This window comes from Lactobacillus sp. ESL0225 (assembly GCF_003692905.1).
Taxonomy (GTDB): domain Bacteria; phylum Bacillota; class Bacilli; order Lactobacillales; family Lactobacillaceae; genus Lactobacillus; species Lactobacillus bombicola.
In genome coordinates, this window is sequence record NZ_REHK01000007.1 from 115,521 (window position 1) to 138,695 (window position 23,175).

At 34.1% G+C, this 23,175-nt stretch carries 20 protein-coding genes; 14 read left to right on the forward strand and 6 right to left on the reverse strand.

The features are described 5' to 3' along the window. The first annotated feature begins 9 nt into the window (after nt 1-9). From topA to F5ESL0225_RS03585, 6 genes are all read left to right on the forward strand, one after another. Nucleotides 10-2,118 carry a type I DNA topoisomerase gene (gene topA / locus F5ESL0225_RS03560; RefSeq protein WP_122024643.1) on the forward strand — a complete coding sequence of 703 codons (2,109 nt, stop codon included), beginning with the start codon at nt 10-12 and terminating at the stop codon, nt 2,116-2,118. Nucleotides 2,119-2,205: 87 nt separating this feature from the next. Next, nucleotides 2,206-3,522 (forward strand): methylenetetrahydrofolate--tRNA-(uracil(54)-C(5))-methyltransferase (FADH(2)-oxidizing) TrmFO, encoded by a 1,317-nt coding sequence (gene trmFO / locus F5ESL0225_RS03565; protein ID WP_090091901.1) that lies wholly within the window; start codon nt 2,206-2,208, stop codon nt 3,520-3,522. Between the two features lies 1 nt (nt 3,523). After that, nucleotides 3,524-4,450 carry a site-specific tyrosine recombinase/integron integrase gene (gene xerA, locus F5ESL0225_RS03570; protein WP_122021639.1) on the forward strand — a complete coding sequence of 309 codons (927 nt, stop codon included), beginning with the start codon at nt 3,524-3,526 and terminating at the stop codon, nt 4,448-4,450. Next, nucleotides 4,450-4,974, forward strand: coding sequence for an HslVU peptidase proteolytic subunit (hslV, locus tag F5ESL0225_RS03575; RefSeq protein ID WP_122021640.1), 525 nt, complete (start codon nt 4,450-4,452; stop codon nt 4,972-4,974). Before xerA ends, hslV begins: the two co-directional genes overlap by 1 nt. A gap of 15 nt (nt 4,975-4,989) precedes the next feature. After that, nucleotides 4,990-6,390: an ATP-dependent protease ATPase subunit HslU gene (gene hslU, locus F5ESL0225_RS03580; RefSeq protein ID WP_122021641.1), complete on the forward strand. Its 1,401-nt coding sequence runs from the start codon at nt 4,990-4,992 to the stop codon at nt 6,388-6,390. A gap of 18 nt (nt 6,391-6,408) precedes the next feature. Then, nucleotides 6,409-7,293, forward strand: coding sequence for an aldose 1-epimerase family protein (locus F5ESL0225_RS03585; protein ID WP_122021642.1), 885 nt, complete (start codon nt 6,409-6,411; stop codon nt 7,291-7,293). 69 nt (nt 7,294-7,362) lie between these two features. Here F5ESL0225_RS03585 and F5ESL0225_RS08560 read toward each other — a convergent pair whose 3' ends face one another. Beyond that, a complete protein-coding gene (locus tag F5ESL0225_RS08560; RefSeq protein WP_370448613.1) occupies nt 7,363-7,443 on the reverse strand; it encodes an IS3 family transposase in 81 nt (26 codons plus the stop codon). A gap of 270 nt (nt 7,444-7,713) precedes the next feature. Here F5ESL0225_RS08560 and F5ESL0225_RS03590 point away from each other — a divergent pair, with 270 nt between their 5' ends. From F5ESL0225_RS03590 to F5ESL0225_RS03600, 3 genes are read left to right on the forward strand one after another with little or no spacing between them, the layout of a single operon-like run. Next, a complete protein-coding gene (locus tag F5ESL0225_RS03590; protein ID WP_122047862.1) occupies nt 7,714-9,285 on the forward strand; it encodes an ABC transporter ATP-binding protein in 1,572 nt (523 codons plus the stop codon). Nucleotides 9,286-9,300: 15 nt separating this feature from the next. Further along, nucleotides 9,301-10,452 carry an ABC transporter ATP-binding protein gene (locus F5ESL0225_RS03595; protein WP_122047863.1) on the forward strand — a complete coding sequence of 384 codons (1,152 nt, stop codon included), beginning with the start codon at nt 9,301-9,303 and terminating at the stop codon, nt 10,450-10,452. Continuing rightward, nucleotides 10,424-10,660, forward strand: coding sequence for a hypothetical protein (locus F5ESL0225_RS03600; protein ID WP_158592382.1), 237 nt, complete (start codon nt 10,424-10,426; stop codon nt 10,658-10,660). The genes F5ESL0225_RS03595 and F5ESL0225_RS03600 overlap by 29 nt, the downstream gene beginning before the upstream one ends. A 285-nt stretch (nt 10,661-10,945) precedes the next feature. Here F5ESL0225_RS03600 and plsY read toward each other — a convergent pair whose 3' ends face one another. Beyond that, nucleotides 10,946-11,581 carry a glycerol-3-phosphate 1-O-acyltransferase PlsY gene (plsY, locus tag F5ESL0225_RS03605; RefSeq protein WP_090091914.1) on the reverse strand — a complete coding sequence of 212 codons (636 nt, stop codon included), beginning with the start codon at nt 11,579-11,581 and terminating at the stop codon, nt 10,946-10,948. A gap of 73 nt (nt 11,582-11,654) precedes the next feature. Here plsY and parE point away from each other — a divergent pair, with 73 nt between their 5' ends. From parE to F5ESL0225_RS03625, 4 genes are all read left to right on the forward strand, one after another. After that, on the forward strand, nt 11,655-13,637 hold the full coding sequence (parE, locus tag F5ESL0225_RS03610; RefSeq protein WP_122021646.1) for a DNA topoisomerase IV subunit B: 1,983 nt from the start codon (nt 11,655-11,657) through the stop codon (nt 13,635-13,637). Between the two features lie 21 nt (nt 13,638-13,658). Beyond that, nucleotides 13,659-16,112, forward strand: coding sequence for a DNA topoisomerase IV subunit A (parC, locus tag F5ESL0225_RS03615; protein WP_122021647.1), 2,454 nt, complete (start codon nt 13,659-13,661; stop codon nt 16,110-16,112). Between the two features lie 156 nt (nt 16,113-16,268). After that, complete coding sequence (locus F5ESL0225_RS03620; RefSeq protein ID WP_122021648.1) at nt 16,269-17,204, forward strand: LysR family transcriptional regulator; 936 nt, start codon at nt 16,269-16,271, stop codon at nt 17,202-17,204. A 69-nt stretch (nt 17,205-17,273) separates the two neighbouring features. Then, nucleotides 17,274-18,203: a manganese-dependent inorganic pyrophosphatase gene (locus F5ESL0225_RS03625; protein WP_122047865.1), complete on the forward strand. Its 930-nt coding sequence runs from the start codon at nt 17,274-17,276 to the stop codon at nt 18,201-18,203. 89 nt (nt 18,204-18,292) lie between these two features. Here F5ESL0225_RS03625 and F5ESL0225_RS03630 read toward each other — a convergent pair whose 3' ends face one another. After that, complete coding sequence (locus F5ESL0225_RS03630; protein ID WP_122021650.1) at nt 18,293-18,652, reverse strand: helix-turn-helix domain-containing protein; 360 nt, start codon at nt 18,650-18,652, stop codon at nt 18,293-18,295. A 1,384-nt stretch (nt 18,653-20,036) separates the two neighbouring features. Between F5ESL0225_RS03630 and xerS the strand changes: the two genes are divergently transcribed. Further along, nucleotides 20,037-21,119: a tyrosine recombinase XerS gene (gene xerS / locus F5ESL0225_RS03635; RefSeq protein WP_122047866.1), complete on the forward strand. Its 1,083-nt coding sequence runs from the start codon at nt 20,037-20,039 to the stop codon at nt 21,117-21,119. A gap of 31 nt (nt 21,120-21,150) precedes the next feature. On the opposite strand, the gene F5ESL0225_RS03640 is transcribed toward xerS, so the two are convergent. The 3 genes from F5ESL0225_RS03640 to F5ESL0225_RS03650 all read right to left on the reverse strand — a co-directional run bounded on the left by F5ESL0225_RS03640 (nt 21,151) and on the right by F5ESL0225_RS03650 (nt 23,171). Next, on the reverse strand, nt 21,151-21,786 hold the full coding sequence (locus F5ESL0225_RS03640; RefSeq protein ID WP_122021652.1) for an NUDIX hydrolase N-terminal domain-containing protein: 636 nt from the start codon (nt 21,784-21,786) through the stop codon (nt 21,151-21,153). Nucleotides 21,787-21,807: 21 nt separating this feature from the next. Then, on the reverse strand, nt 21,808-22,686 hold the full coding sequence (locus tag F5ESL0225_RS03645; protein WP_122021653.1) for a DegV family protein: 879 nt from the start codon (nt 22,684-22,686) through the stop codon (nt 21,808-21,810). A 77-nt stretch (nt 22,687-22,763) separates the two neighbouring features. Next, nucleotides 22,764-23,171, reverse strand: coding sequence for a MarR family winged helix-turn-helix transcriptional regulator (locus F5ESL0225_RS03650; protein ID WP_122021654.1), 408 nt, complete (start codon nt 23,169-23,171; stop codon nt 22,764-22,766). Nucleotides 23,172-23,175: the final 4 nt, after the last annotated feature.

Below are 23,175 nucleotides of genomic sequence, written 5' to 3' on the forward strand. Positions count from 1 at the left end.
AGGCTTTTGATGCCTACTAAGTCAAAGCCAAAAAAGCGTAAAAAAACATTAGTAATAGTTGAATCACCGGCTAAAGCTAAAACAATTGAAAAATATTTAGGACGTAACTATCGTGTGATTGCTTCTAAGGGACACATTCGTGACCTGCCTAAATCACAAATGGGGATTGATTTTGAAAATCACTACGAGCCTAAATATATTTCAATTCGTGGTAAAGGTGACACAATTAAGGAATTGAAGGCAGAAGCCAAAAAGGCTAAAGAAGTATATTTGGCTTCTGACCCCGATCGTGAAGGAGAAGCTATTGCTTGGCATGTGGCCCATGCCTTAAATTTGGATGATACAGCTAAGAATAGAGTTACTTTTAATGAGGTTACTAAGGATGCTGTCAAAAACAGTTTCAAGCATCCACGGGCAATTAATATGGATACAGTTAATGCCCAACAAGCTCGCCGAATTTTAGATCGAATAGTCGGTTATTCTTTATCACCTATTTTATGGGATAAAGTAAAAAAAGGTTTGAGTGCTGGGCGTGTTCAATCTGTTGCGCTTAAGCTTGTGATTGATCGTGAAAAAGCAATAAATAATTTTAAGCCTGAAGAATACTGGACAATTGACGCTGAATTTAAGAAAAAAACTAAAATATTTAAAGCCCAGTTTTGGGGAATCAATGGTAAAAAAAAGGACTTACCCAATAATGACGCTGTCAAAAATGTTTTAGCTAAAATTGATAAAAAGCAAGAATTTAATATTAATAATGTTGTTAAACGTGAACGTCGGCGCCAACCAGCTGCTCCGTTTACAACTTCAACAATGCAACAAGAAGCCAATAAGCGGTTAAGTTATCGTACTAGAAGAACTATGAGCATTGCCCAGCAGTTATATGAGGGAATTAGCTTAGGTAAAGAAGGTACGGTCGGCTTAATTACATATATGAGAACAGACTCCAAACGAATATCTCCAATAGCCCAGGCTGAAGCATCTAAATTTTTGAATGAAAAATATGGTGCCCAATATGCAGCTAAAGGGGCGCGGCATTTTAAAAATCAAGAAGATGCCCAAGATGCTCATGAAGCAATTCGGCCAACTAGCGTTTATCGTACACCGGAGTCACTTAAAGCAGTGTTAACTACTGAGCAATATCGTTTATACAAGTTGATTTGGTCACGCTTTTTAGCCAGTGAAATGACACCAGCTGTTTATGACACAGTTAGAGCAGATGCTGAACAAAATGGGGTGATTTTTAGAACTACAGGTTCAAAAATGAAATTTGCTGGCTTTACTAAGGTATATGACAATCAACAAGAAAAAAGTAGTGAATTACCTGAATTGGAAAATGGTGATATTGTTAAATTAGCAAAATCTGATAATAAGCAGCATTTCACTTTACCACCAGCTCGATATACTGAAGCCAGTTTAGTTCATGCTCTAGAAGAAAATGGTGTTGGTCGGCCTTCAACCTATGCTCCGACAATTGATACACTGCAGCGGCGTTATTATGTTAAATTAGAAGCTAAATCTATTGTACCGACAGAATTGGGTGAAATTGTTGACGATTTAATTGAAAAATTTTTCCCAGACATTGTTAATATTGATTTTACAGCTCAATTAGAAAATGACTTAGATAGCATTGAAGCGGGCCAGAAGAATTGGGTAAAGGTGGTAGATGAATATTATCATCCCTTTAAAAAGGAACTAGATAAGGCTGATGCCGACATAAAAAAAGTTCAGATTAAAGATGAACCAGCTGGTTTTAATTGTGATATCTGTGGTGCCCCCATGGTCATTAAAATGGGCCGCTATGGCAAATTTTATGCTTGTTCGCGCTTTCCGGAATGTCGTAATACGAAAGCAATTGTTAAAAAAATAGGTGTTTTGTGTCCCAAATGTGGTAAAGGTGATGTGGTTGAAAAGAAATCCAAACGTAACCGTAAATTTTATGGCTGCTCTCGTTACCCAGAATGTGATTTTGTTTCATGGGATAAGCCGATTAGTCGCCAATGCCCTAATGATGGTCACTTCCTAGTTGAAAAAAGAAGTAAACACAATTTAGTTGTTTTATGCCCTAATGGTGATTACAGCGAAGAACCAAGGGAAGAAGAAAAAGAAAACCAATAAAGTTAAATTTATGTAAATATCATCAAATCAATCTGATTTGATGATATTCTTTTACATAAATAATATTTTTAGTAAAGGAATATTGATATGCCTAAAAAAGTAACTGTAGTAGGTGGTGGCTTAGCTGGAAGTGAAGCTGCTTGGCAATTGGCTAAACGAGGAATTCCAGTTGATCTTTATGAAATGCGACCGCAAAAAATGACATCTGCACATAAAACAGGGCAGTTAGCTGAACTTGTTTGTACCAATTCAATGCGGTCGAATCAACTATCAAATGCGGTAGGATTGATAAAAGAAGAAATGCGTCAGTTAGATTCACTTATTATTGCTGCAGCAGATAAGACACAAGTTCCAGCTGGTGGAGCACTAGCTGTGGATCGGGATGATTTTAGTGACTATGTTACCGCTAAGTTGCACGCAATGCCGAAGATTACTTTTCATGATGAAGAAATAAAAATTTTGCCAACTGAAGGAATAAATGTTATTGCTACAGGTCCTTTAACTAGTGATGCATTAGCTACACAAATTCAAAAATTTTCTGGAACTGAAAGTTTACATTTTTTTGATGCTGCTGCACCAATTATTGCTGCTGATTCAATTGATATGGATATTGTTTATAAGAAGTCACGCTATGATAAGGGTGAGGCGGCATATTTAAATTGTCCAATGACGCAAGAAGAATATGAAAATTTTGCCCGTGAATTGGTGAGTGCAGAAACAGCCCAAGTGCATAGTTTTGAAAAAGAAGATGTATTTGAAGGTTGCATGCCGATTGAAGTTATGGCTGCTCGTGGTGAAAAGACTATGTTATTTGGTCCACTAAAGCCAGTAGGGTTAGAAGATCCACATACTGGGAAACAGCCGTATGCAGTAGTCCAATTGCGGCAAGATAATGCGGTTGCCTCAATGTATAATATAGTTGGCTTTCAGACTCATTTGAAGTATGGGGCCCAAAAGCGAGTTTTTTCAATGATACCAGGACTAGCCAATGCACGTTTTATTCGTTATGGTAAAATGCATCGTAATACTTATATGGCCTCACCTGAAGTACTAACGGCAAGTTATGAAGCTAAAAAATGTGCTGGCCTCTTTTTTGCTGGTCAAATGACAGGTGTAGAAGGATATGTTGAGAGTGCAGCCAGTGGCTTAGTTGCTGGAATTAATGCAGCCAGAAAAGCGAGCGGACAAGATACAATTATTTTTCCGAAAATTACTGCAATGGGTTCAATGGCTAATTATGTGACTACAGCTAATGTTAAGCACTTTCAACCAATGAATGCTAGTTTTGCTTTGATACCTGGTCTTGAAGGTAAAAAAATTCGTAATAAGCGTGAACGGCATGAAAAAATTAGTGAGCGTAGCTTGGAAACGCTAGCAAAGTTCAAGCAAGAAGTGATAGACTAAAATGGTAGCGGAAGAAAGTAATTTTTTGCAACTTTTTATTTCGTATTTACAAAATGAGCGTCAATATAGCAAGGCAACTATTAGGTCTTATCAAACTGATTTGCTTGAAGCAAAAATGTTTTGGCAAGAAAATGGTGGCTTTACTGGTTGGGAAAAAGTAGTACCCAGGGATGTGGAGATTTTTTTACAAAATTTGGCTCAACGTAAGCTTGCACGTACTACTCAAGCGCGAAAAATGTCAAGTTTACGTTCTTTTTATCATTTTTTGTTTAAACGAAAAATGATTAAAGTTAATCCGACTCAGACTATTGTCTTGAGAGCTAAAGAACGAAAACTACCGCAATTTTTTTATCCACCAGAAATTGATCAAGTTATAACTTCACTAAGTAGTAAAGATCCATTAACAATGCGTAATCTAGCGATGTTTGCATTGTTTTATACAACTGGTATGAGGGTTAGTGAGGTTAGTGGATTAAAAATTAAGGCAATAGATTTTGATTTAAAGATTATCTTAGTCCATGGTAAGGGGAATAAGGATCGTTATGTAGCTTTTGATGATCAAACTAAAGTTGTATTAGTAGATTATTTAGAAAGTGCGCGCAAGCAACTTTTAGCCAATGCAAAAGATACAGATCATGTTTTTTTAAATAGTCGGGGACGATCATTAACCTCGCGTGGCATTGAGTATGTTATGCAAAAAGTGTTTAACAATGCAGGAATTAACGGTAAAGTGCATCCACATGAGTTACGGCACTCCTTTGCGACGGCTATGCTCAATAATGGTGCTGATTTGCGTAGCGTTCAAGAATTACTTGGTCACGTTAATCTTTCAACCACCCAGATATATACGCATGTGACTATGAGCCATCTACAAGCAAATTATAAAAGATTTTTTTCCCGCAATGATAAGAAAGACGAGGCAAAATAATGACAACAATATGTTCAGTAAAATATAATGGTAAGACTGCAATTGCAGGTGATGGACAGGTTACTTTAGGTGAAAAAGTAATTGCTAAGTCAACTGCTAAAAAAATTCGCCGGATATATCATAATCAAGTAGTAATCGGTTTTGCAGGTGGGGTTGCGGATGCTGTTAGTCTGCAAGACATGCTTGAAGGAAAGTTAGAGGCATTTGGTGGAGATTTGCGCCGAGCAGCTGTTGAAATGGCGCAAGCATGGCGTAAAGATGCAACTTTACAGAAATTGGAAGCCATGATTATTGCTTTTAATGATCATGACCTATTGCTTATTTCTGGTAATGGAGAGGTTTTAGAGCCAGATGAGAATGTTGTTGCGATTGGTTCAGGTGGCAATTTTGCTCAAGCGGCGGCAATTGCGATGATTAGGCATTCTTCGAATATGACAGCGAGTGAAATTGCACATGAAGCAGTTGAAATTGCTGCTGGTATTGATATTTTTACCGATGACCAAATTAATACAGATGAACTTTAAAAGCAGGTGAAACTCATGGAAACAAAGACTCCTAAGCAAATTGTTAGTTTGCTAAACGAATATATTATTGGTCAAGATAATGCTAAAAAGGCAGTTGCAGTTGCCCTTTATAATCGTTATCGGCGCATGCAATTATCCAGTAAAATGCAGGCAGCAATAACTCCTAAAAATATGCTGATGGCAGGACCAACGGGTGTGGGTAAGACAGAAATTGCTAGAAGGTTAGCCACAATCGTTAAGGCACCTTTTGTTAAAGTAGAAGCAACTAAATTTACAGAAGTTGGCTATGTCGGTCGTGATGTGGAATCAATGGTACGTGACTTGGTTAATGAAGCAGTTCGTATGGAAGAAAAAGAACAATTTGATCAAGTTCGTTTACAGGCAACTAAAGAAGCTAATAAAGCTTTAGTACGCTTGCTAGTTCCTGGTATTAAACGTGAAAAGCAAAAGAATATGATGGAAGAATGGCAACAGATGATGTCGGCGATGACTTCAGGTACTCAGGCAGACGCTAATTCAAATGAAGAAGAAGTAACTGATGCTATCCGTAATGAGCGTTTGACTGTCGCTGAACAATTAAACAAAGGCTTACTAGAAAATCGAGATGTTACAATTAACGTTGAACAGGCACCTAAAGTTAACCCGATGGGTGATATGATGGGGCAAATGGGTATTGATATGAGTTCAATACTTAATGGGCTAGCACCTAAAAAGAAAATTAAGCGCACCTTACCAGTTCGAGAAGCACGTGAAATTTTAATTCAAGAAGAATCACATAAGATGGTTGACTATGATTCAATTTATCAAAAAGCGATTGAACGGACGGCTAATAATGGCATCATTTTTATTGATGAAATTGATAAAATTGCTGCTGGTAATAAAAAAACTTCTGGGGAAGTATCACGTGAAGGGGTACAGCGCGATATTTTACCAATTGTTGAGGGATCGACCGTGCAGACAAAATACGGTCCAGTTGAAACAGACCATATTTTGTTTATTGCAGCCGGTGCCTTCTCTGAATCTAAACCTAGTGATTTAATTCCTGAATTACAGGGACGTTTTCCAATTAGAGTGGAACTTAATGCGTTGACAAAGAATGATTTTGTGAAAATTTTAAAGGATCCAGCCGATTCTCTGTTAGAACAGTACGTTGCTTTGATGAAAGCAGATGGTGTTAAATTGATTTTTACACAAGAAGCTATAAGTCGAATTGCACAAATTGCTTATGATGTCAATCAGGGAACTGATAATATTGGTGCAAGAAGATTGTCGACTATTTTAGAAAAATTGCTTGAAGATGTGCTTTATGAAGGACCAGATATGGCCATGGGTGAAATAACGATTACTGAAGCATATGTTAATGAAAAACTTAGTGATATAATAACAAATAAAGATTTAACCAAGTTTATTCTTTAATAAAGGCGATGAATGATCATGGATTACACTATTAAAAATAGTATTTTACAAGTTGTTATTTCAAATATAGGTGCCGAGATTCACAGTGTTAAAAGTCTGCATAGTAACTATGAATATATTTGGCAGGCAAATCCAGATGTATGGCAACGGCATGCACCAATTCTGTTTCCTATCGTAGGTAAATTGAAAAATAATCAATATACTTTTCAAGGTAAGACCTATCAAATGGCCCAGCACGGTTTTGCCCGCGATATGGCATTTGAGGTTGAGCAACATACCGCTGAGAGTATTACTTTTTTGCTAACAGATACAGCTCAGACAAGAGAAATTTATCCCTTTAAGTTTGAACTGCGGGTTAACTATAATTTATTAAACAATTTACTTGAAGAAAACTTTAGTATTACCAATAAATCAGATTATGAAATGATTTTTGGAATTGGCGGTCATCCGGGATTTAATATTCCAACAAGTTCGGTTATTAGCAAGTCTGATTTTTATTTTAGTACTAAACCTTCACTTACTCGTGTGCAAATTCCAATAAAAAGTAATGGTCTTCTAGACTGGTCTAATCGCTCTCTAGCATCGACTAATAGTTTGATTACCTTAAGCGAACATTTATTTAAAAATGATGCCCTGGTTTTTGAATTACATGGCCATGATAATCGCATATCGTTGAAAACTGATACTAGTAATTATCATGTTAATGTATGGCTGCGGGATGCACCTTTTGTAGGGATTTGGTCACAGTATCCCCAAATGGCTGATTATGTTTGTATTGAACCTTGGTGGGGAATTGCTGATCGAGCAGATTCGACTGGGAAGTTAGAAGAAAAATTTGGAATGAATCACCTTGAAACAGGAAAAACTTTTACTGCTGGTTTTAGTATGGCTTTTCATGATTAAGGTAAAAAGCTTAGTGTTAATTATTGACTGAAACTAACCCCTAGAATTAGAAGTTAATATTATTTCATTTTATAAGGCCGTATTCCGATATTCAATCGGGGTGCGGCCTTTTAACTTATACTTAATTCTAGTTTTAGTGTAGTATTTGATTCACTTTAATAGACAATCTGTTTTCCAAAAGATATAGGTAAATCTAAGAATGTAGAATCTATTTCTAACTTCTGCCATTGCAAGCTTGAGTTTACTAATACTATAAATTGCTGGCTTAACGGTAAGTCTTTCAGGTAATAACTCATTTATAAGCATTCTATGAAAGAATATTAACATTGACTTTAAAAATAACATATTTTTTTATTTTATTCTATTGCTATATGGTAAAATATAGCAATAGTTTTTTTATACAATTGAAAGAGAATTACAATGTCGCTTAGAAGTCTTTTTAAAATCAACACTTTCCGAGCAGGTTTGTTGGTTATTATTTATCTTGCGTACTCGTATGCAGGAACAATCTCTGCATTTCTTTTTCGATATGCTTTAAACTCCTTAATCAATAAAAGCTTATCGAACTTTATTTATTGGTGCATTGCAGAGATACTTATTGCTATGGTAAGTAGCCTGCTTTTAGCTTATGGAACCTACTTATTTAATAAGCAAATACAGCAGTATATCCATGCTATCAGGGACAAGATCATTCATCATTATTATCAAAATAACAATACCAAAGTTGCTGAAATTCAAAATATTTTAAATAATAATATGAAAACTTTAGCAGATGAATATGCCAGACCTTGGATTCTTATCTTAAGCAGCAGCTTAATGCTTTTGATGTCTATCGGTGTGTTGTTTTCTATGCATTGGACGCTGGTCATAGCTACAGTCCTCACTTGTGTCATAGTACTTGCTCTGCCTCAATTAACCCAAAAAATTACCACGCGTGCAACTAAGGCAGCTTCCCAGAAAAACGCCGTCTTTTTAAAGACAGTTGCTGACTGGTTTAGTGGATTAAATGTATTACGGCGCTACCATGCAATTAACCGATTGCAAAATGTGCTTAACCAAAGTAGTGGTAGGCTTGCTGATGCAAATGAAAAAAAACAAAAAGCATTGAGTACTGCTGATGGACTAAATGGGGTAGGTAATTCAATTGGTCAAGTTGGTATTATCCTCTGGGGTGGTCTACTTTTCTTTCACCACCAATTAGACATCGGTGGTTTGCTTGTTGCTAGTAACTTTGTTAGTTCTATTTTTGATGAATTATGGGACATAATTGACTCCATTACGCAGATAAAGGCCACTAAAGACCTGCGCACCGAATTGCACACGTTGACTCAGGATACTGAAACAGATACTGAAGTGGACGCTTCTCCTGCTGCTATCAGTGTAAAAGGGCTAGTGATAACTTACGAGGGCCACCAGATAAGGTATCCAGATTTTGCAATTAAGGCTTGCGACAAGGTCTTGCTTAGCGGAGACCCGGGCACTGGGAAGTCAACTCTGCTTAAAGCTATCTTGGGCAAGTTGCAGCCTACGGCAGGCTCAATTGAATATTACAATAAAAAAGGTGAATTGATTACGCCTAACTACAGACAGATCGGCTATGTAGCCCAGGACGGCGTTCTTTTTCCTGATACAATTGCAAATAATATGACAATGTTTCAACATTATCCAGAAAGTCAGTTAAATAAAGTGATTGATTCGGTTGAATTAACTGACAATCTGACCAAGTTTCCCCAAGGTGTAAACACGACAATCAATCTCGATAATCTCAACGTATCTGGTGGTCAGCAACAAAAAATCATCTTAGCGCGGGCCAAATTAAAAAGACAAAATTTTTTGCTACTAGACGAGCCAACTAGTGCAATCGACAGTAAAACTAGTACTAAGATTATCAAATCACTGCTAGCAAGTAATCAAACCATTATCATGATTGGTCATAATTTGCGACCGGAAGTGCAAAAATTATTTGATTATCGTATTAACTTAAGCAGATAGAAGTAAGGAAAGATTATGAAAATCAAAGATTTTTGGCAGGTGAATCCTGTTGTTTTTATTTGTACGATAATAGTTAAGCTACTAGCGCCTGCTTTGGCGCTGCTAAACACACAGGTTGGAATATACCAGGTTGATGCTATTCAACAGGTTAGTTTACCCAAGTTTTTAAAACTAACGGCGCTTTCCTTTGTTTTGCTAGTAGTTAGTTACTTAATAGAATATCTATTTGATTATATTTTAGCCAAACAAAAAGAACGATATAAAAAAATTATAAGAGCAAAAATAGTTAGCCATCTCTGTTATACCAAGCAAGAATATGCAATTGCTCAAATACAGAATTTTTTAACAAACGACCTAATTCAAAGTGAGGAAAACTATCTTGATGCTTTTTTCAAATTGGTTAGTGGCATCGGCTATTTTGTTTCTGCTTTAGTATTGTTATTTACTATCCATTGGGCCATGTTAATCGTTATTTCCTTGATGGTAATTGTATCATTACTTTTACCCAAGTTAATAGCAAGGCCGTTACAAAAAGCTATGATGACTATTTCTGCTAGTAACAAAAACTATCTTGATACAATAAGAAGTTGGTTGACCGGAATAGAAGAGTTACAAAGATATTTTGCTGGTAATCACCTTTTTGTAGTATTAAGCAAATCTTCACAAAAATTAGAGAACGCTAATGTCAAAGAAACTGGAATAAAGCAATATCTTAAGTTTGTTAACGAAGTCTCCTCTCAAGTTATGTTACTGTTGCTATATGCTGTAACTGGCTATTTAATTATTACCAAGCAAATAGCTTTTGGGGTGATTTCAGTAGTTAGTGATCTCAAATATTATTTAACTAGTGGTATTGAGATGATCACAGAGGCTCGTGGAGCCATGATTGGAGTTACTGATCTTAATAGGCAGATTGAAGATTTAGTCATACCAGTTATTAAGCAGGAAGAAGCCAATGTAGGTTTAGAAGAAGTAGATGAAATTATCACAGCTGATTTGCAAATGGCTTTCCCGAATGGTGAAAGTTTACAATTACCCGATATTAAAGTTAAACCTGGCCAAAAAATATTGTTAACGGGTGAGTCAGGTGTAGGCAAATCAACCTTCTATTTCAGGTGGTCAAAGACAAAAAATAGTTTTGGCACGTGCACTAATTCATCAAAGTAGAATCATTCTGGTTGATGAGGGAACAAGTGCGATTGATGAACAGGCAACTATAAAAATCTTACGTAAAATTATGGCGACTGATGCCAGTGTAATCTTCATTGCGCATAATTTAAATCCAGAAATGAAACAACTTTTTGATTACGAACTTCATTTTTTTAGAAACAATAACAAAATCAAGGCGAATATCATTGCCAACATAGCTATTTAGAAAATTTAATATAAACTCGGAAGTTTAAGTTTAACTAAAAGCTTAGACATTTTATTATTATAAAAGACCCAATGCGCGGTTTGAATATTAATGTGAACCCCAAAATTAGGATAGTTTAGTAAATTTAACCATAATAAAACCCTCCAGCTGGATTTTTGGTCCATTCTAGAGGGGAACCTCAGTTAATTATTGATACTATTTTTTTATTAATTATTTTATTGCGAACTTTTGTTCTGATGATTTATAATTATAACAGCCAGTTTTTCTGGTTGTATTTATTTTAGTTTATAACTTATGGTGCTTTTTTTTATACCAGTACCATAAGCCGAAGGGAATAATATTTTCTTGGTGGTGAATAAGTCGATTTATATTACTGCGATGGCGATTAAAAAGGATAATCATAATGCAGCCAACGATGATCTCTAAGAAAAGATCATGAAAGAAAAAGGTAGTAATAAAAATCAAAACAACAGCGATTAAACTTGATAAGCTTACATAAGAAGTAATAAACACAAGGGGCAAAAAAATCAAGGCACAAATGCTGAAAAACTTCAAATCGTAGCCTAAGAAAAGTCCGGCACTAGTTGCAACAGCTTTTCCCCCCTTAAATTTAAGGAAAATAGAAAAAGTATGTCCTAAAATTGCTAAGCAACCACAAATTAGAAGAAGATACTTTGGACCAGAAATTTGCAATAATCTTGGCAGATTAGTTGCTAAGGTTCCTTTAAGTACATCAATGATTAACACAAAGCTACCAGCTAATGGTCCAAAAACTCTAAAAGAATTAGTTGTTCCTATGTTACCTGAACCATATTTACGTATATCTTCTGCGAAAAATATTTTTCCGATAACAACCCCGGTCGGAAATGATCCTAGTAAGTATGCTAAAATAAATACCAGTATTAATTTTAGATTTATCATTTATATCCTACTCTCTTAATTTCTAATCTTATTCTATCAAAGATTGTTTAGTGTGAGAACAGAACAAAAATAAATGATTAAAAAAACTGGAGGAGTTTATTTGGCTAAAACAAATAAAAATATAAATTCATATGATGATTCGTCAATCCAGATTCTTCATGGTTTAGAAGCTGTACGTAAAAGACCAGGAATGTATATTGGATCGACTGACATTCACGGTTTAAACCAGTTAGTTTATGAAATCGTTGATAATTCAGTTGACGAAGCTATGGCTGGTTTTGGCCAAGAAATTGATGTAACCATTCACGGTGATAACAGTGTGACTGTACGTGATTTCGGACGGGGGATGCCTACTGGCATGCACAAGTCTGGTAAGCCGACGATTGAAGTGATATTGACTGTTTTACATGCCGGTGGGAAGTTTACCGAGCAGAACTATAAAACTTCTGGTGGACTCCACGGTGTAGGATCATCTGTTGTCAATGCTCTTTCTAGTTATATGTGTGTAAAAGTAGTGCGTGATGGCATATTGTATGAAGAGGAATTTACTAATGGTGGTCATCCTGTTGGCAGTTTAAAGCGTCTTGGTAAAACTAAGGAACCAACAGGTACTACTATAACTTTTAAGCCAGACGAAACAATTTTTTCGACCACAAAATATAAGTATGAAGCTATTCAAGAGCGAATTCGGGAGTCTGCTTTTTTACTAAAGGGCGTTCGTTTTGTTTTAAAGGATGAACGTGAACCTATACATCATGATGACTTCAAGTATGATAACGGAATTGAATCTTTTGTATCATACCTTAACGAAGGCAAGGATACATTAAATAATGTCTTTTACTTTGATGGAAAACAAGATGAAATTGAAGTCGAATTTAGTGGTCAATATAGTGATAGTTATTCTGAAAGTCTTGTTTCTTTTGTAAATAACGTGCGTACAGCTGATGGTGGAACACATGAAGTTGGTGCACGAAGTGGCTTTACGCGAGCATTCAATGATTATGCTAAAAAGCAAGGATTACTTGGTAAAAAAGATAAAAACTTGGATGGCTCGGACTATCGTGAAGGTCTAAGTGCAGTATTGTCAGTAAAAATACCTGAAGAGCTTTTGGAATTTGAGGGCCAGACTAAGGGAAAACTGGGTACCCCACAAGCTAGATCAGTAGTTGATGCAATTGTTTATGAAAAAATGTCTTACTATTTAATGGAAAATGGTGAGCTGGCTCAAGAATTAGTTAAAAAGGCCCAGCGTGCAAGGGATGCTCGCGAAGCTGCAAAAAAAGCACGTAATGAAAGTCGAAATGGTAAAAAAAGACGTAAAAAAGAAGTATTATCAGGTAAATTAACCCCCGCCCAATCTCGTAATCCGAAAAAAAACGAGTTATTTCTTGTCGAAGGTGATTCTGCTGGTGGTTCCGCTAAACAGGGGCGTGATCGTAGATTTCAGGCAATATTACCTTTGCGCGGTAAAGTATTAAATACGCAGAAGGCTAAATTGCAAGATATTTTTAAAAATGAAGAAATTAATACTATGATCTATACTATCGGTGCAGGTGTGGGAGCTGAATTTAAAGTTGACGATTCTAATTACGATAAAGTAATTATTATGACGGACGCTGATGATGATGGTGCTCATATTCAAATTTTGCTATTGACTTTTTTCTATCGGTATATGAGGCCAATGATTGAACATGGCAAAGTATATATTGCTTTACCACCTTTATATCGCTTACAAAAAGGGCGCGGTAAAACTAGACAGGTTAAGTATTCTTGGACGGATGAAGAATTAGCAATTGATGAGGAAAAAATTGGCCGTGGCTATACTCTGCAGAGATTCAAGGGATTGGGTGAAATGAACGCTGAACAGTTATGGCAGACAACGATGAATCCTGAATCTAGAATGTTAATTCGAGTTAAGATTGACGATGCGGCATTAGCTGAACGCCGCGTAACTACTTTAATGGGTGACAAGGTTGATGCTCGGCGCAAGTGGATTGAAGAGAATGTTAAGTTTAGAATGGGCGAAAGTGCATCAATTTTAGAAGAAAATGAGTAGAAATAAAGAGGTTTTTGATTAATGGCTACAAATGAACGAATTCGTGAAATGCCGCTTGAGCAGGTTATGGGTGAACGTTTCGGACGATATTCGAAATATATCATTCAAGAAAGAGCATTACCAGATATTCGTGATGGCTTAAAACCAGTACAAAGGAGAATCCTTTATGCTATGTATCTGGACAATAATACTTATGATAAACCGTTTAAAAAGGCTGCTAAAGCTGTAGGTAATATCATGGGTAATTTTCATCCTCATGGTGATAGTTCAATATATGGTGCTTTAGTTCATTTATCCCAAGACTGGAAAATGCGTGAGACTCTGATTGAAATGCATGGTAATAATGGCTCAATGGATGGTGATGGTCCGGCAGCTATGCGTTATACAGAATCACGTTTGAATAAGATTTCTAATATGCTTTTACAGGATATTGACAAAGATACTGTCAATATGGTACTTAATTTTGACGATACAGAATATGAGCCAACTGTTCTTCCAGTTCGTTTTCCTAATTTATTAGTTAATGGATCTACCGGAATTTCATCAGGTTATGCTACTGAAATACCCCCACATAATTTAAGCGAAGTAATTGATGCTACAATTTATTTATTGAAACATCCTAATGCTAGTTTGGATGAATTAATGCAATTTGTTAAAGGCCCAGACTTTCCTACAGGGGCAATTGTCATGGGGCAAAAGGGACTTCAAGAAGCATATCAGACTGGACGCGGTCGAATTCAAGTTCGAGCAAAATCAGTGATTCAAGAAATTCGCGGTCATCGGGAAGAAATTGTGATCACTGAGATACCCTTTGCAGTTAATAAGGCTCTATTAGTTAAAAAAATTGATGAAATTCGGCTAAATAAAGAAATAGATGGTATTGCTGAAGTTCGTGATGAAACAGATCGTCATGGACTATCAATCGTAATTGAACTTAAAAAGGGTACAGATGCTCAAAATATTTTAAATTACTTATTCAAAAATACAGAACTACAAGTTTCCTATAACTTCAATATGGTGGCAATTGATCATATGACACCGGTACAAGTTGGTCTGAAACATATTTTGACGTCATATTTAGAGCATGAAAAAGATGTTGTTATCAAGCGTACTAAGTATGACTTAAATAAAGCTGAAACACGTTTAGAAATAATTCAAGGCTTAATCCATGCGATGGATATCTTGGATGAAGTAATAAAAGCAATTCGTGCATCTAAAAATAAGGCCGAAGCTAAGAAAAATTTAACTGCTAAATTTGCTTTCACTTCAAGACAAGCAGAAGCAATTGTCTCATTACAACTATATCGTTTAACTAATACCGATGTAAATGCATTAGTTGCAGAGCAAAATGATTTAAAAGATAAAATTTCCCGTTATCGTGCACTACTGTCAGATGACAAAATTTTACAAAAAGAAATTATTAAAGAATTATCAACTGTTAAAAAAGAATTCGGAAATCCCCGAAGAACAGAAATTTCTACAGAAACAGCTCAAATTAAAATTGATGAAAAGGCACTTCTGGCTGATGAACAAGTACGAATTTTAATTAGTCGTGATGGTTATTTAAAACGATCCTCTTTACGATCTTGGCAATCAAGTGATGATGAAGATAATGGATTACCAGATGGCGATCAAGTTGTGTATGAAAAGACAGTGTCAACTTTAGATAATTTATACTTGTTTACTAACCGTGGTAATGTGATTTATCGTCCAGTAAATGAACTTGTTGAAGCAAAGTGGAAAGAAACCGGTCAGCATTTATCACAAGAAATAGGCTTGAGTAGTGACGAAGTAATTATTCGGGTGTTTTCATTTAGCAAATTAGATGAAGACGTAAATTTTGTGTTAGCTAGTACAGATGGCTACATTAAGCAAGTAAAATTAAAGAGTCTACCACCAACTAGGACCTACCGTTCACGTGCAATGGTTGCAATGAAAATGAAAGGTGATACCAGTACCATAGTAAGGGTTGACTTAGTTAAACCAAATGAAAAATTTGAAGTCATTTTATTTACTCATGATGCTTACGCTGTTAGATATGATCTCAATGAGGTACCAGAATTGGGGGCAAAAGCGTTAGGCGTTAAATCAGTTAACCTAAAAGCCGATGACTTTATTGTTTCGTATACACTAATTCCTTCTAATTACATTAATTTAGTTCGAATAGGTATAGTTACGCAGCGTGGTGCCTTTAAACAAATTAAGGCTGATTTAATTAATAAAATTTCTAGAGCTAAAAGGGGCGTACTTGTACTTAGAGAACTTAAGTCGCACCCGCATAAAATAGCTTCTTTGGTCTCATATGGACAAGAACATGTATTAGTAATAACTACAAGTAGTAAAAGACAAATTATGGTAAAAACCAATGAGTTTCCATTAAGTGATCGGTATTCTAATGGATCTTTTGTTGTTGATACTACAAGCGATGGAGTACCAATAAGTTTGAAATTAGGTAGGCCTTTGAATTATAGTTAAATAGTTTTTTATTTATGATTCTATTTATATATATTTATTATTTTACACAAGTTATTTAATTATTTATAAAATATACTTTGACACAGAGCCATTTTTGATTGATAATAGCATATAAATGTAAGCCATATTATTGTTAAGATAGAAGGAATAATTTATATGCCTAAAATGGATGCTATTCTCTCAAGTAAATCTCTACACTATTTTTTACAGTTAATAGATACAATGAATTATACTCAAGCAGCACAAATTTTGGGAATTACTCAACCAGCATTAACGCAGCAAATCAAAAAAATTGAACATGCAATTGGGACTCCTTTGTTTGGACAAATGGGTAAAAAACTATATCTTACTGAAGCAGGAAAGCAATTACAAGTTGGAGCAATTAAACTTTTGGGAACTATGAACTCTGTCGTAAATGATATTCAGGAGTTTACCCAAGCTGATCGAGGGAATATTTCAATTGGAGTTTTAGAAAGTGTTAATTGTGAGTGGTTACAAAGGTTCTTAATTAAGTTTAACCAGAAATACCCTGATATTACTATTAATCTTAGTTGCTTTAATCGTAAGGATTTGTGGTATAACTTGGATAATAATTTGATTGATTTGGCAATTTTATATATTCCAGATGTTGCTAAAAAAAGTCAGGCTAGCTTGAATAATCAATATGAACAAATGAAAATTAATGATGAACGCTTAATAATTTTGACGCATCTCACTAATTTAGAAGCTGGTGAAGCATACCCAATTTCTACGTTTACTAAACAAAAATGGGTAGCATATCCAGATGGATTTTTTTTAACTCAACTAATGAAAGAAAAATTTGGAAGTAGAGTTAATATAAAAAAGAAATTGGATATTTCTATGAGCTTTTCATCAACAGAGCAGCTAGTAGCAACAGCTATAGCAACAAACTACGATACATTTGTTAGTCATTCGTATTATCAAGCTCACAAAAATGACATTAATTTAACTCCAGTCTTTTTAAAAGATGACAAGAAGTTCCTTACTTCAATAGTTTATCGAAAGGGTAAAAAAGACGTTCCTCGAGTCGCCAATATTTTAGCCGAATTTAAGCAATTCTTACCTAAATAGGCTTTATTGAATAGGAGTTATTAGGTAAACTAATTATGTACAATAATTTATAGAAAAAGAGGAAAATTAATGGAAAAAGAGCTAGTTTTTGGTCATCAAAGTCCAGATACAGATGCTATTGGTACAGCTATTGCTTATTCATTTTTACAAAATAAACTGGGTTATAATACTGAAGCAGTGGCATTAGGTGAGCCTAATGACGAAACTATGTTTGCATTAAACAAGTTTGGTTTTCAGGCACCTAGGGTAATCAAGACCGCTGCTAATGAAGTTGAAAAAGTAATGCTAGTTGATCATAATGAACCACAACAAAGTGTTTCTGATATTGATAAGGTAAAAGTTACCCATGTTGTTGATCACCATCGGATTATGAATTTTAATACTAGTTCACCGCTTTTTTATCTTGCTGAGCCAGTCGGCTGTACAAGTACAATTGTTTGGAAGCTATATAGACATTTCGCAATTGCTATTCCGCAAAATATTGCTGGAATTATGCTTTCTGCTATTATTTCTGATACTTTACTTTTAAAATCACCGACTACAACTGAAGATGATCGTAAAGCAGTAAAAGAGTTGGCTAAAATTGCTAATGTTGATTATGAAAATTACGGACTTGCAGAATTAAAAGCAGGCACAAATATTGCAAATAAGTTAGAAGATGATTTAATTAAGTTAGATGCGAAAACTTTTGAATTGAAAGATAAAAAAGTTAGGGTAGCTCAAATTAATGTAGTTGATTTGCCTGAAGCAATGGGACGTAAAGCTGCTTTTCTAAAGGCAATGGAGTCTGCAATAGCCACCGATCATTATGATCTATTTATGTTACTTATTACGAATGTATTGGATTCTGACTCAACTGCAATAGTAGCAGGATCTAGTGAAGCACAGCAGTTATTTGAAAAGGCATTTGGACAAATTATTGATTCGGAAATCAGTTTACCAGGTGTAGTTTCACGTAAAAAACAAGTTGTACCACCACTTACAAATGCATTTAGTTAATAATTATTTCAAATTTTAAAGATTAAAAAAACACGAGTAGGGAAGTAATCCCGCTCGTGTTTTTATTTACGTTTCTAAATTTAAATAAATTATTCTTTGTTAATTTCTTTAGCCAGAATAATAAAAGATTTACACACTCTTTCAGCCTTTTCTGAAGACATTTTTCTTAATTCATTGAGAACTTTTTTGATAAATACAGGTGTATTATCCTGATGGTTCTCAACCTTAACTTCTTTAAATCTATATGCGTTCATTATGATATCAGGTGTAGTAGTATTCAATGCTCTAGCAATAGAATCAAGTTTTTGAATACTGATGTTTTGATTTTTGGTACGCTCAAGACGAGAAATAAAGTTTACAGACAAATCACTCAACTCTGCCAGGTCCTCCTGCGTCAACTTCTGTTCACGTCGACGACGGCATATTTCTTTTCCTAAATTTATACTCATGGAATAAATTCAACCCTTTCAAAAAATATAATTCCATATTCCATAATAACAGATTAATTATAGAATTAAACAATAAAACAAAAAAATTATAAATAAAAACAATTAATTTCAACAAATCTTTAAAACATCAAAGTCGATTGTTGAAATAATAGTTTTAATCTATACTCCAGATAGTATTATAAGACAAACCCTAAAAAATATAAATAATAAAGCTCTAAATAATTAAACTTAAAATGAAAAAATATAAGTTTTAAAATATTATTTCAAGTCTGAATTTCCTTTGATACTATAGCTAAAAAGTTCAAATTATAAAAACCAGTTTTGCAACTAATGATAATATATAAATTCGATATAGAAACCGCTTTACATATACTTATTTAAGAAAATATAAGAAAACTGGTAGCAAACATTTTTAGATAAAATACTATCTAAAAGTAATTGATAATAAAAAATAATAAAAAAAATCAAAAAGCAATATTTTAAGGTCTATAAATAAAATTCTTTAAACTATTTTAGTGGAATTTATTTTAAGTTAGCTATTTTAAATAATGGCTAAGCAAATTTAATATTTAAGCATCTATATGAATTTGTACAGGGGAATAGTTGTAGCTAATTTGTAAGTTAAGTTTACTAATCTGGTAATACTTCGTATAATATATATTATGTAAAGTAAAAAACAAAATTTCAAACATTAAACGGAAATACACTAATTAATTAAAAAGGCAGTGCTAAAACTTAACACAGTAATCAGTAAGCCGGTTTAACTGAATAATCAATCAAAAGTAGCAAATAAACTTTTCTTGTTTTGCCAGTTTCTAAAAGTAGCAAAAGATCACTCCTCTTACAACAATGAAAAAGACTTGTTCCCAGTAATCATATCAAGGTAATATTACAAGCAAGATTATAGTTTTTAAGAACATGAGTTTTGGGTGCAGTGCCAAAAACTAAAATCGGTAAAGAGAATAACTAAGAAATAAATATTAACTTCTAACGCTTTTAAGCAAGCTGTTAGTGAGTTATTAAAATCTAAATAAGCCAATTAATTAAGTTCATGCAAAATTCACTTTAGAATTAATTGGTAAAGTTGCAGCTAGAAAATGCGTGTAAGCTGATCTGATTTTAGTGTATATTACACACGCAAAGAAAGTGTTGAAACCAGCAAATATTTTTTGATTATTGTTTTTGTTGTTACCACAATGTTTTCTCGATTTGCAATCATTAAAACTATAATTTTAATGAAAGGTAAAAGACAACAGCAATAAGGGTTTTTACTTTTCTACCTAATGAGAATAATTTTATATATAAATGTTTTCAAAATCCAAACAGACATTCTTATTTTGCTTTATAATTTAACTAAGATAAATTTATTTAGGAGAAAATAATATTGGAAACAAAAAAATATTTGGACTTAATTGAAGATGAATTAACAAAAATGCCTGACTTTGTCCAGGAATACAATTTTGGTACTAACCATTCCTTAGCAACTACCTATCAATATTTAACAGAAATTCGCAGATTCTTTGATTGGCTACGTAAAGAAGGAATTTCTTCTGCTCAAAAAAATAGTGATATTACAACTATTACTTTAGCTAATTTACATCGTAATGACATTATGCTTTATATCAATTATCTAGGTCATGTTAAAAATCAACAAGGTCATTTAAATTCACCTACAACAATCAATCGCTCGATTAACGCCCTACGCTCACTTTTCAAGTTTTTGACCATTACTGCAGATAATAATGACGGCCAACCTTATTTTGAGCGAAATGTAATGCTGAAAATTGACTCCCTTAATAATACTAAGACCCTTAATTATCGTGCACATATTCTTGAATCTCATATGTATATTGGAGACTTAAAATATCAATTTTTGAATTATATTGAGAACAACTTTGAAAAGCACTGTAATCCTCATGCCCTCCCCTCCTTTAAGCTTAACAAGGAGAGGGATATGGCAATTATTGCCGTAATTTTAGGGACAGGAATCAGAGTTTCAGAATGTGCGGGTATTAATATATCCGATTTAAATTTAAAGAAAGCAACTTTAGACGTTACTAGAAAAGGCGGTCAAAAAGATAGTGTGCCAATAGCCGAATGGACGTTAACTTATCTAGTTAAATATCAAAAAATACGTAGCCAACGTTATAAAGCAACCAAAAAAGAAACAGCGTTTTTTCTTACTAGGTGGCACCATCAAACGCGTCGAATGACAACTAGCGCAATTGAAAAAATGGTTAATAAGTACTCGGCTTCATTTGGACACCCACTCACCCCACATAAGCTGCGTCATACTCTTGCTTCAGAACTTTATGGAGTTACTAAAGATCAAGTTTTAGTTGCACAGCAATTAGGTCAAAAAGGTACATCAGCAACAGATTTATATACACACGTTGACCAACATAAGCAACGTGAAGCCCTAAATAAAATCGCCCGAAGTAATAATTCAAATAATAAAAAGAGCTAGTAATCATAACTAGCTCTTTTTATTATCGTTATTAAAATCTTACTTGCCAACTAGAACCAGCCTGCGCAGCATTGAAACACATTTTGATTTCATCTTCATTAGTTTTATTTTGTGAAAGTGGAGGAAGATTATTTAAATTGAAGTAAGCACTTTCGCTTGTTTCAATATTGGGTGTGAAATTTGAACTTAATTCGCGACACAGAAAAATAACATTACACACGTTAACTAGCCTTTTAATACGCTTTTTATCATGAATGGTAGTTTGACTATCATTAATTGCAATTAGATAATCAATTGCAATATCACATCCGGCTTCTTCTTTTGCTTCTTTAATGCAGTTATCTTTTACCGAAAGATTAGGTTCACACCATCCTCCAGGCAGGGACCAAAAGTTGTCTGTGGTTTCTTTAACCAACAAAATCTGCTTATTTTTAAAAATTGCTGCTCGTGTGGCTAATTTAGATGTTTGATAGCCATCTTCACTACTGAAAATTTCTTTTACTTGTTTCAGTGGTAATCCGGTTTTGGCAGCCATCATTTCGGTAGCAATTAATCTAATTTGTGCATACCGTTCTATATCAAAACAATCATTGCCATATTCTAACCCATTTTGGGCAATATTTTGTAATTTTAAGGTCCAATTTAAAAATTTATCTGCATTGTCCATTTTTAATCCTTAAAATATTTTTTATTTAGTTAAATCAATTTTATCAATATCAATCATCCAGCCAATTGCAAATGATTTTTCGCCTAAGTGAGTTGCAATTCCTGGACTAAATTTAGTAATTGAAATGTTTTGCTCAGGAAAGTTTTCTTTCAAAAAGACTTTTGCTTCCTCTACTTGACTACTATCATTTGAATCAATAATAAATAATTTGATTTTATCTTTGTATGGAAGTGTAGCAATTTTGCTTAAAATTAATTGCTGCATTTTCGTAAAAGCACGTTTCATTGATCTAATTTTATCAAAAGCCACAATGTTTCCGTCTTTAAAAGTTAAAAGTGGCTTTATATTAAGCATTGAACCAATAAATGCTTCAGCATTACTTAAGCGACCACCTCTTTTAAGGTTCTGCAAATCGTTTGGTACAAAAATTTCATCAATTGTGGCCCTAATCTCTTCAAGTCGTTTAAGTATTGTATCTAAGTCGACCCCATTTTTTATCATTTTTGCGGCAGCTAAAGTAAGTTCTCCTTGAAGACGGACCGTCATTTTAGTATCAATTGCATGTAAGTTGTATTTGGGATTATTTTTTGAAATGTTACACAGAGTATGATAGAATCCAGAAATTCCACTGGATAAAGTAATTGCAATAATTGCTTCGTATCCATCATTATGTAGTCTCTCAAAAAGACTAATTAAATAACCCATACTCGGTTGAGACGTTTTGGGAAAATCTGCCCCATTCTTTTGCATTTCAAAAAGTTGTTCAGACGTAATGTCAATATTTTCTAAATATTCTTTATTACCAATAATAATGGGTATTGGCAAAACAATAATGTTATTATCCTTTGCTTCTTGTTTAGTTATAACGCTAGTACTATCAGTAACTAATGCAATCTTCATCTAATTAACCTTTCGCTGTATATACAATATAGAAGATTATAGCATAAAAATAATGAGGTTACGACTAATAGTTAAAATCATTTTGAACCTTTTGTTTTTTGAATTAATTTAGTAAACACCTGGTTAAACGTGTCAATTTCATTTTCAGAAAATCCAGTTAGGAAAAATTCTTCTATATTCTTGACAGTACTTCTTAACTCAGCAATTTTTTTAATGCCATGCTCATTTAAATGGACAGTTTTACTTGAATCGCTTTCCGACCGAGTAATTGTAATAAGGCTTAATGTCTTTTTCTGTTGTAGTTGTCGGCTTAAAGTTGATAAAGAAATTTTAAGCTTTTTAGCCAAATCGCCCATTTTTTGTTCTTTATTGTTATTGTGAGCAAAATAAAGCAATAAACGAGTCTGAGAAAGGTTAAGACCACACCTGTGTTTAATCTCCTTTTTAATAGTTTCGGAAATCAAATCGAAAGATAAAATGTCCATATAA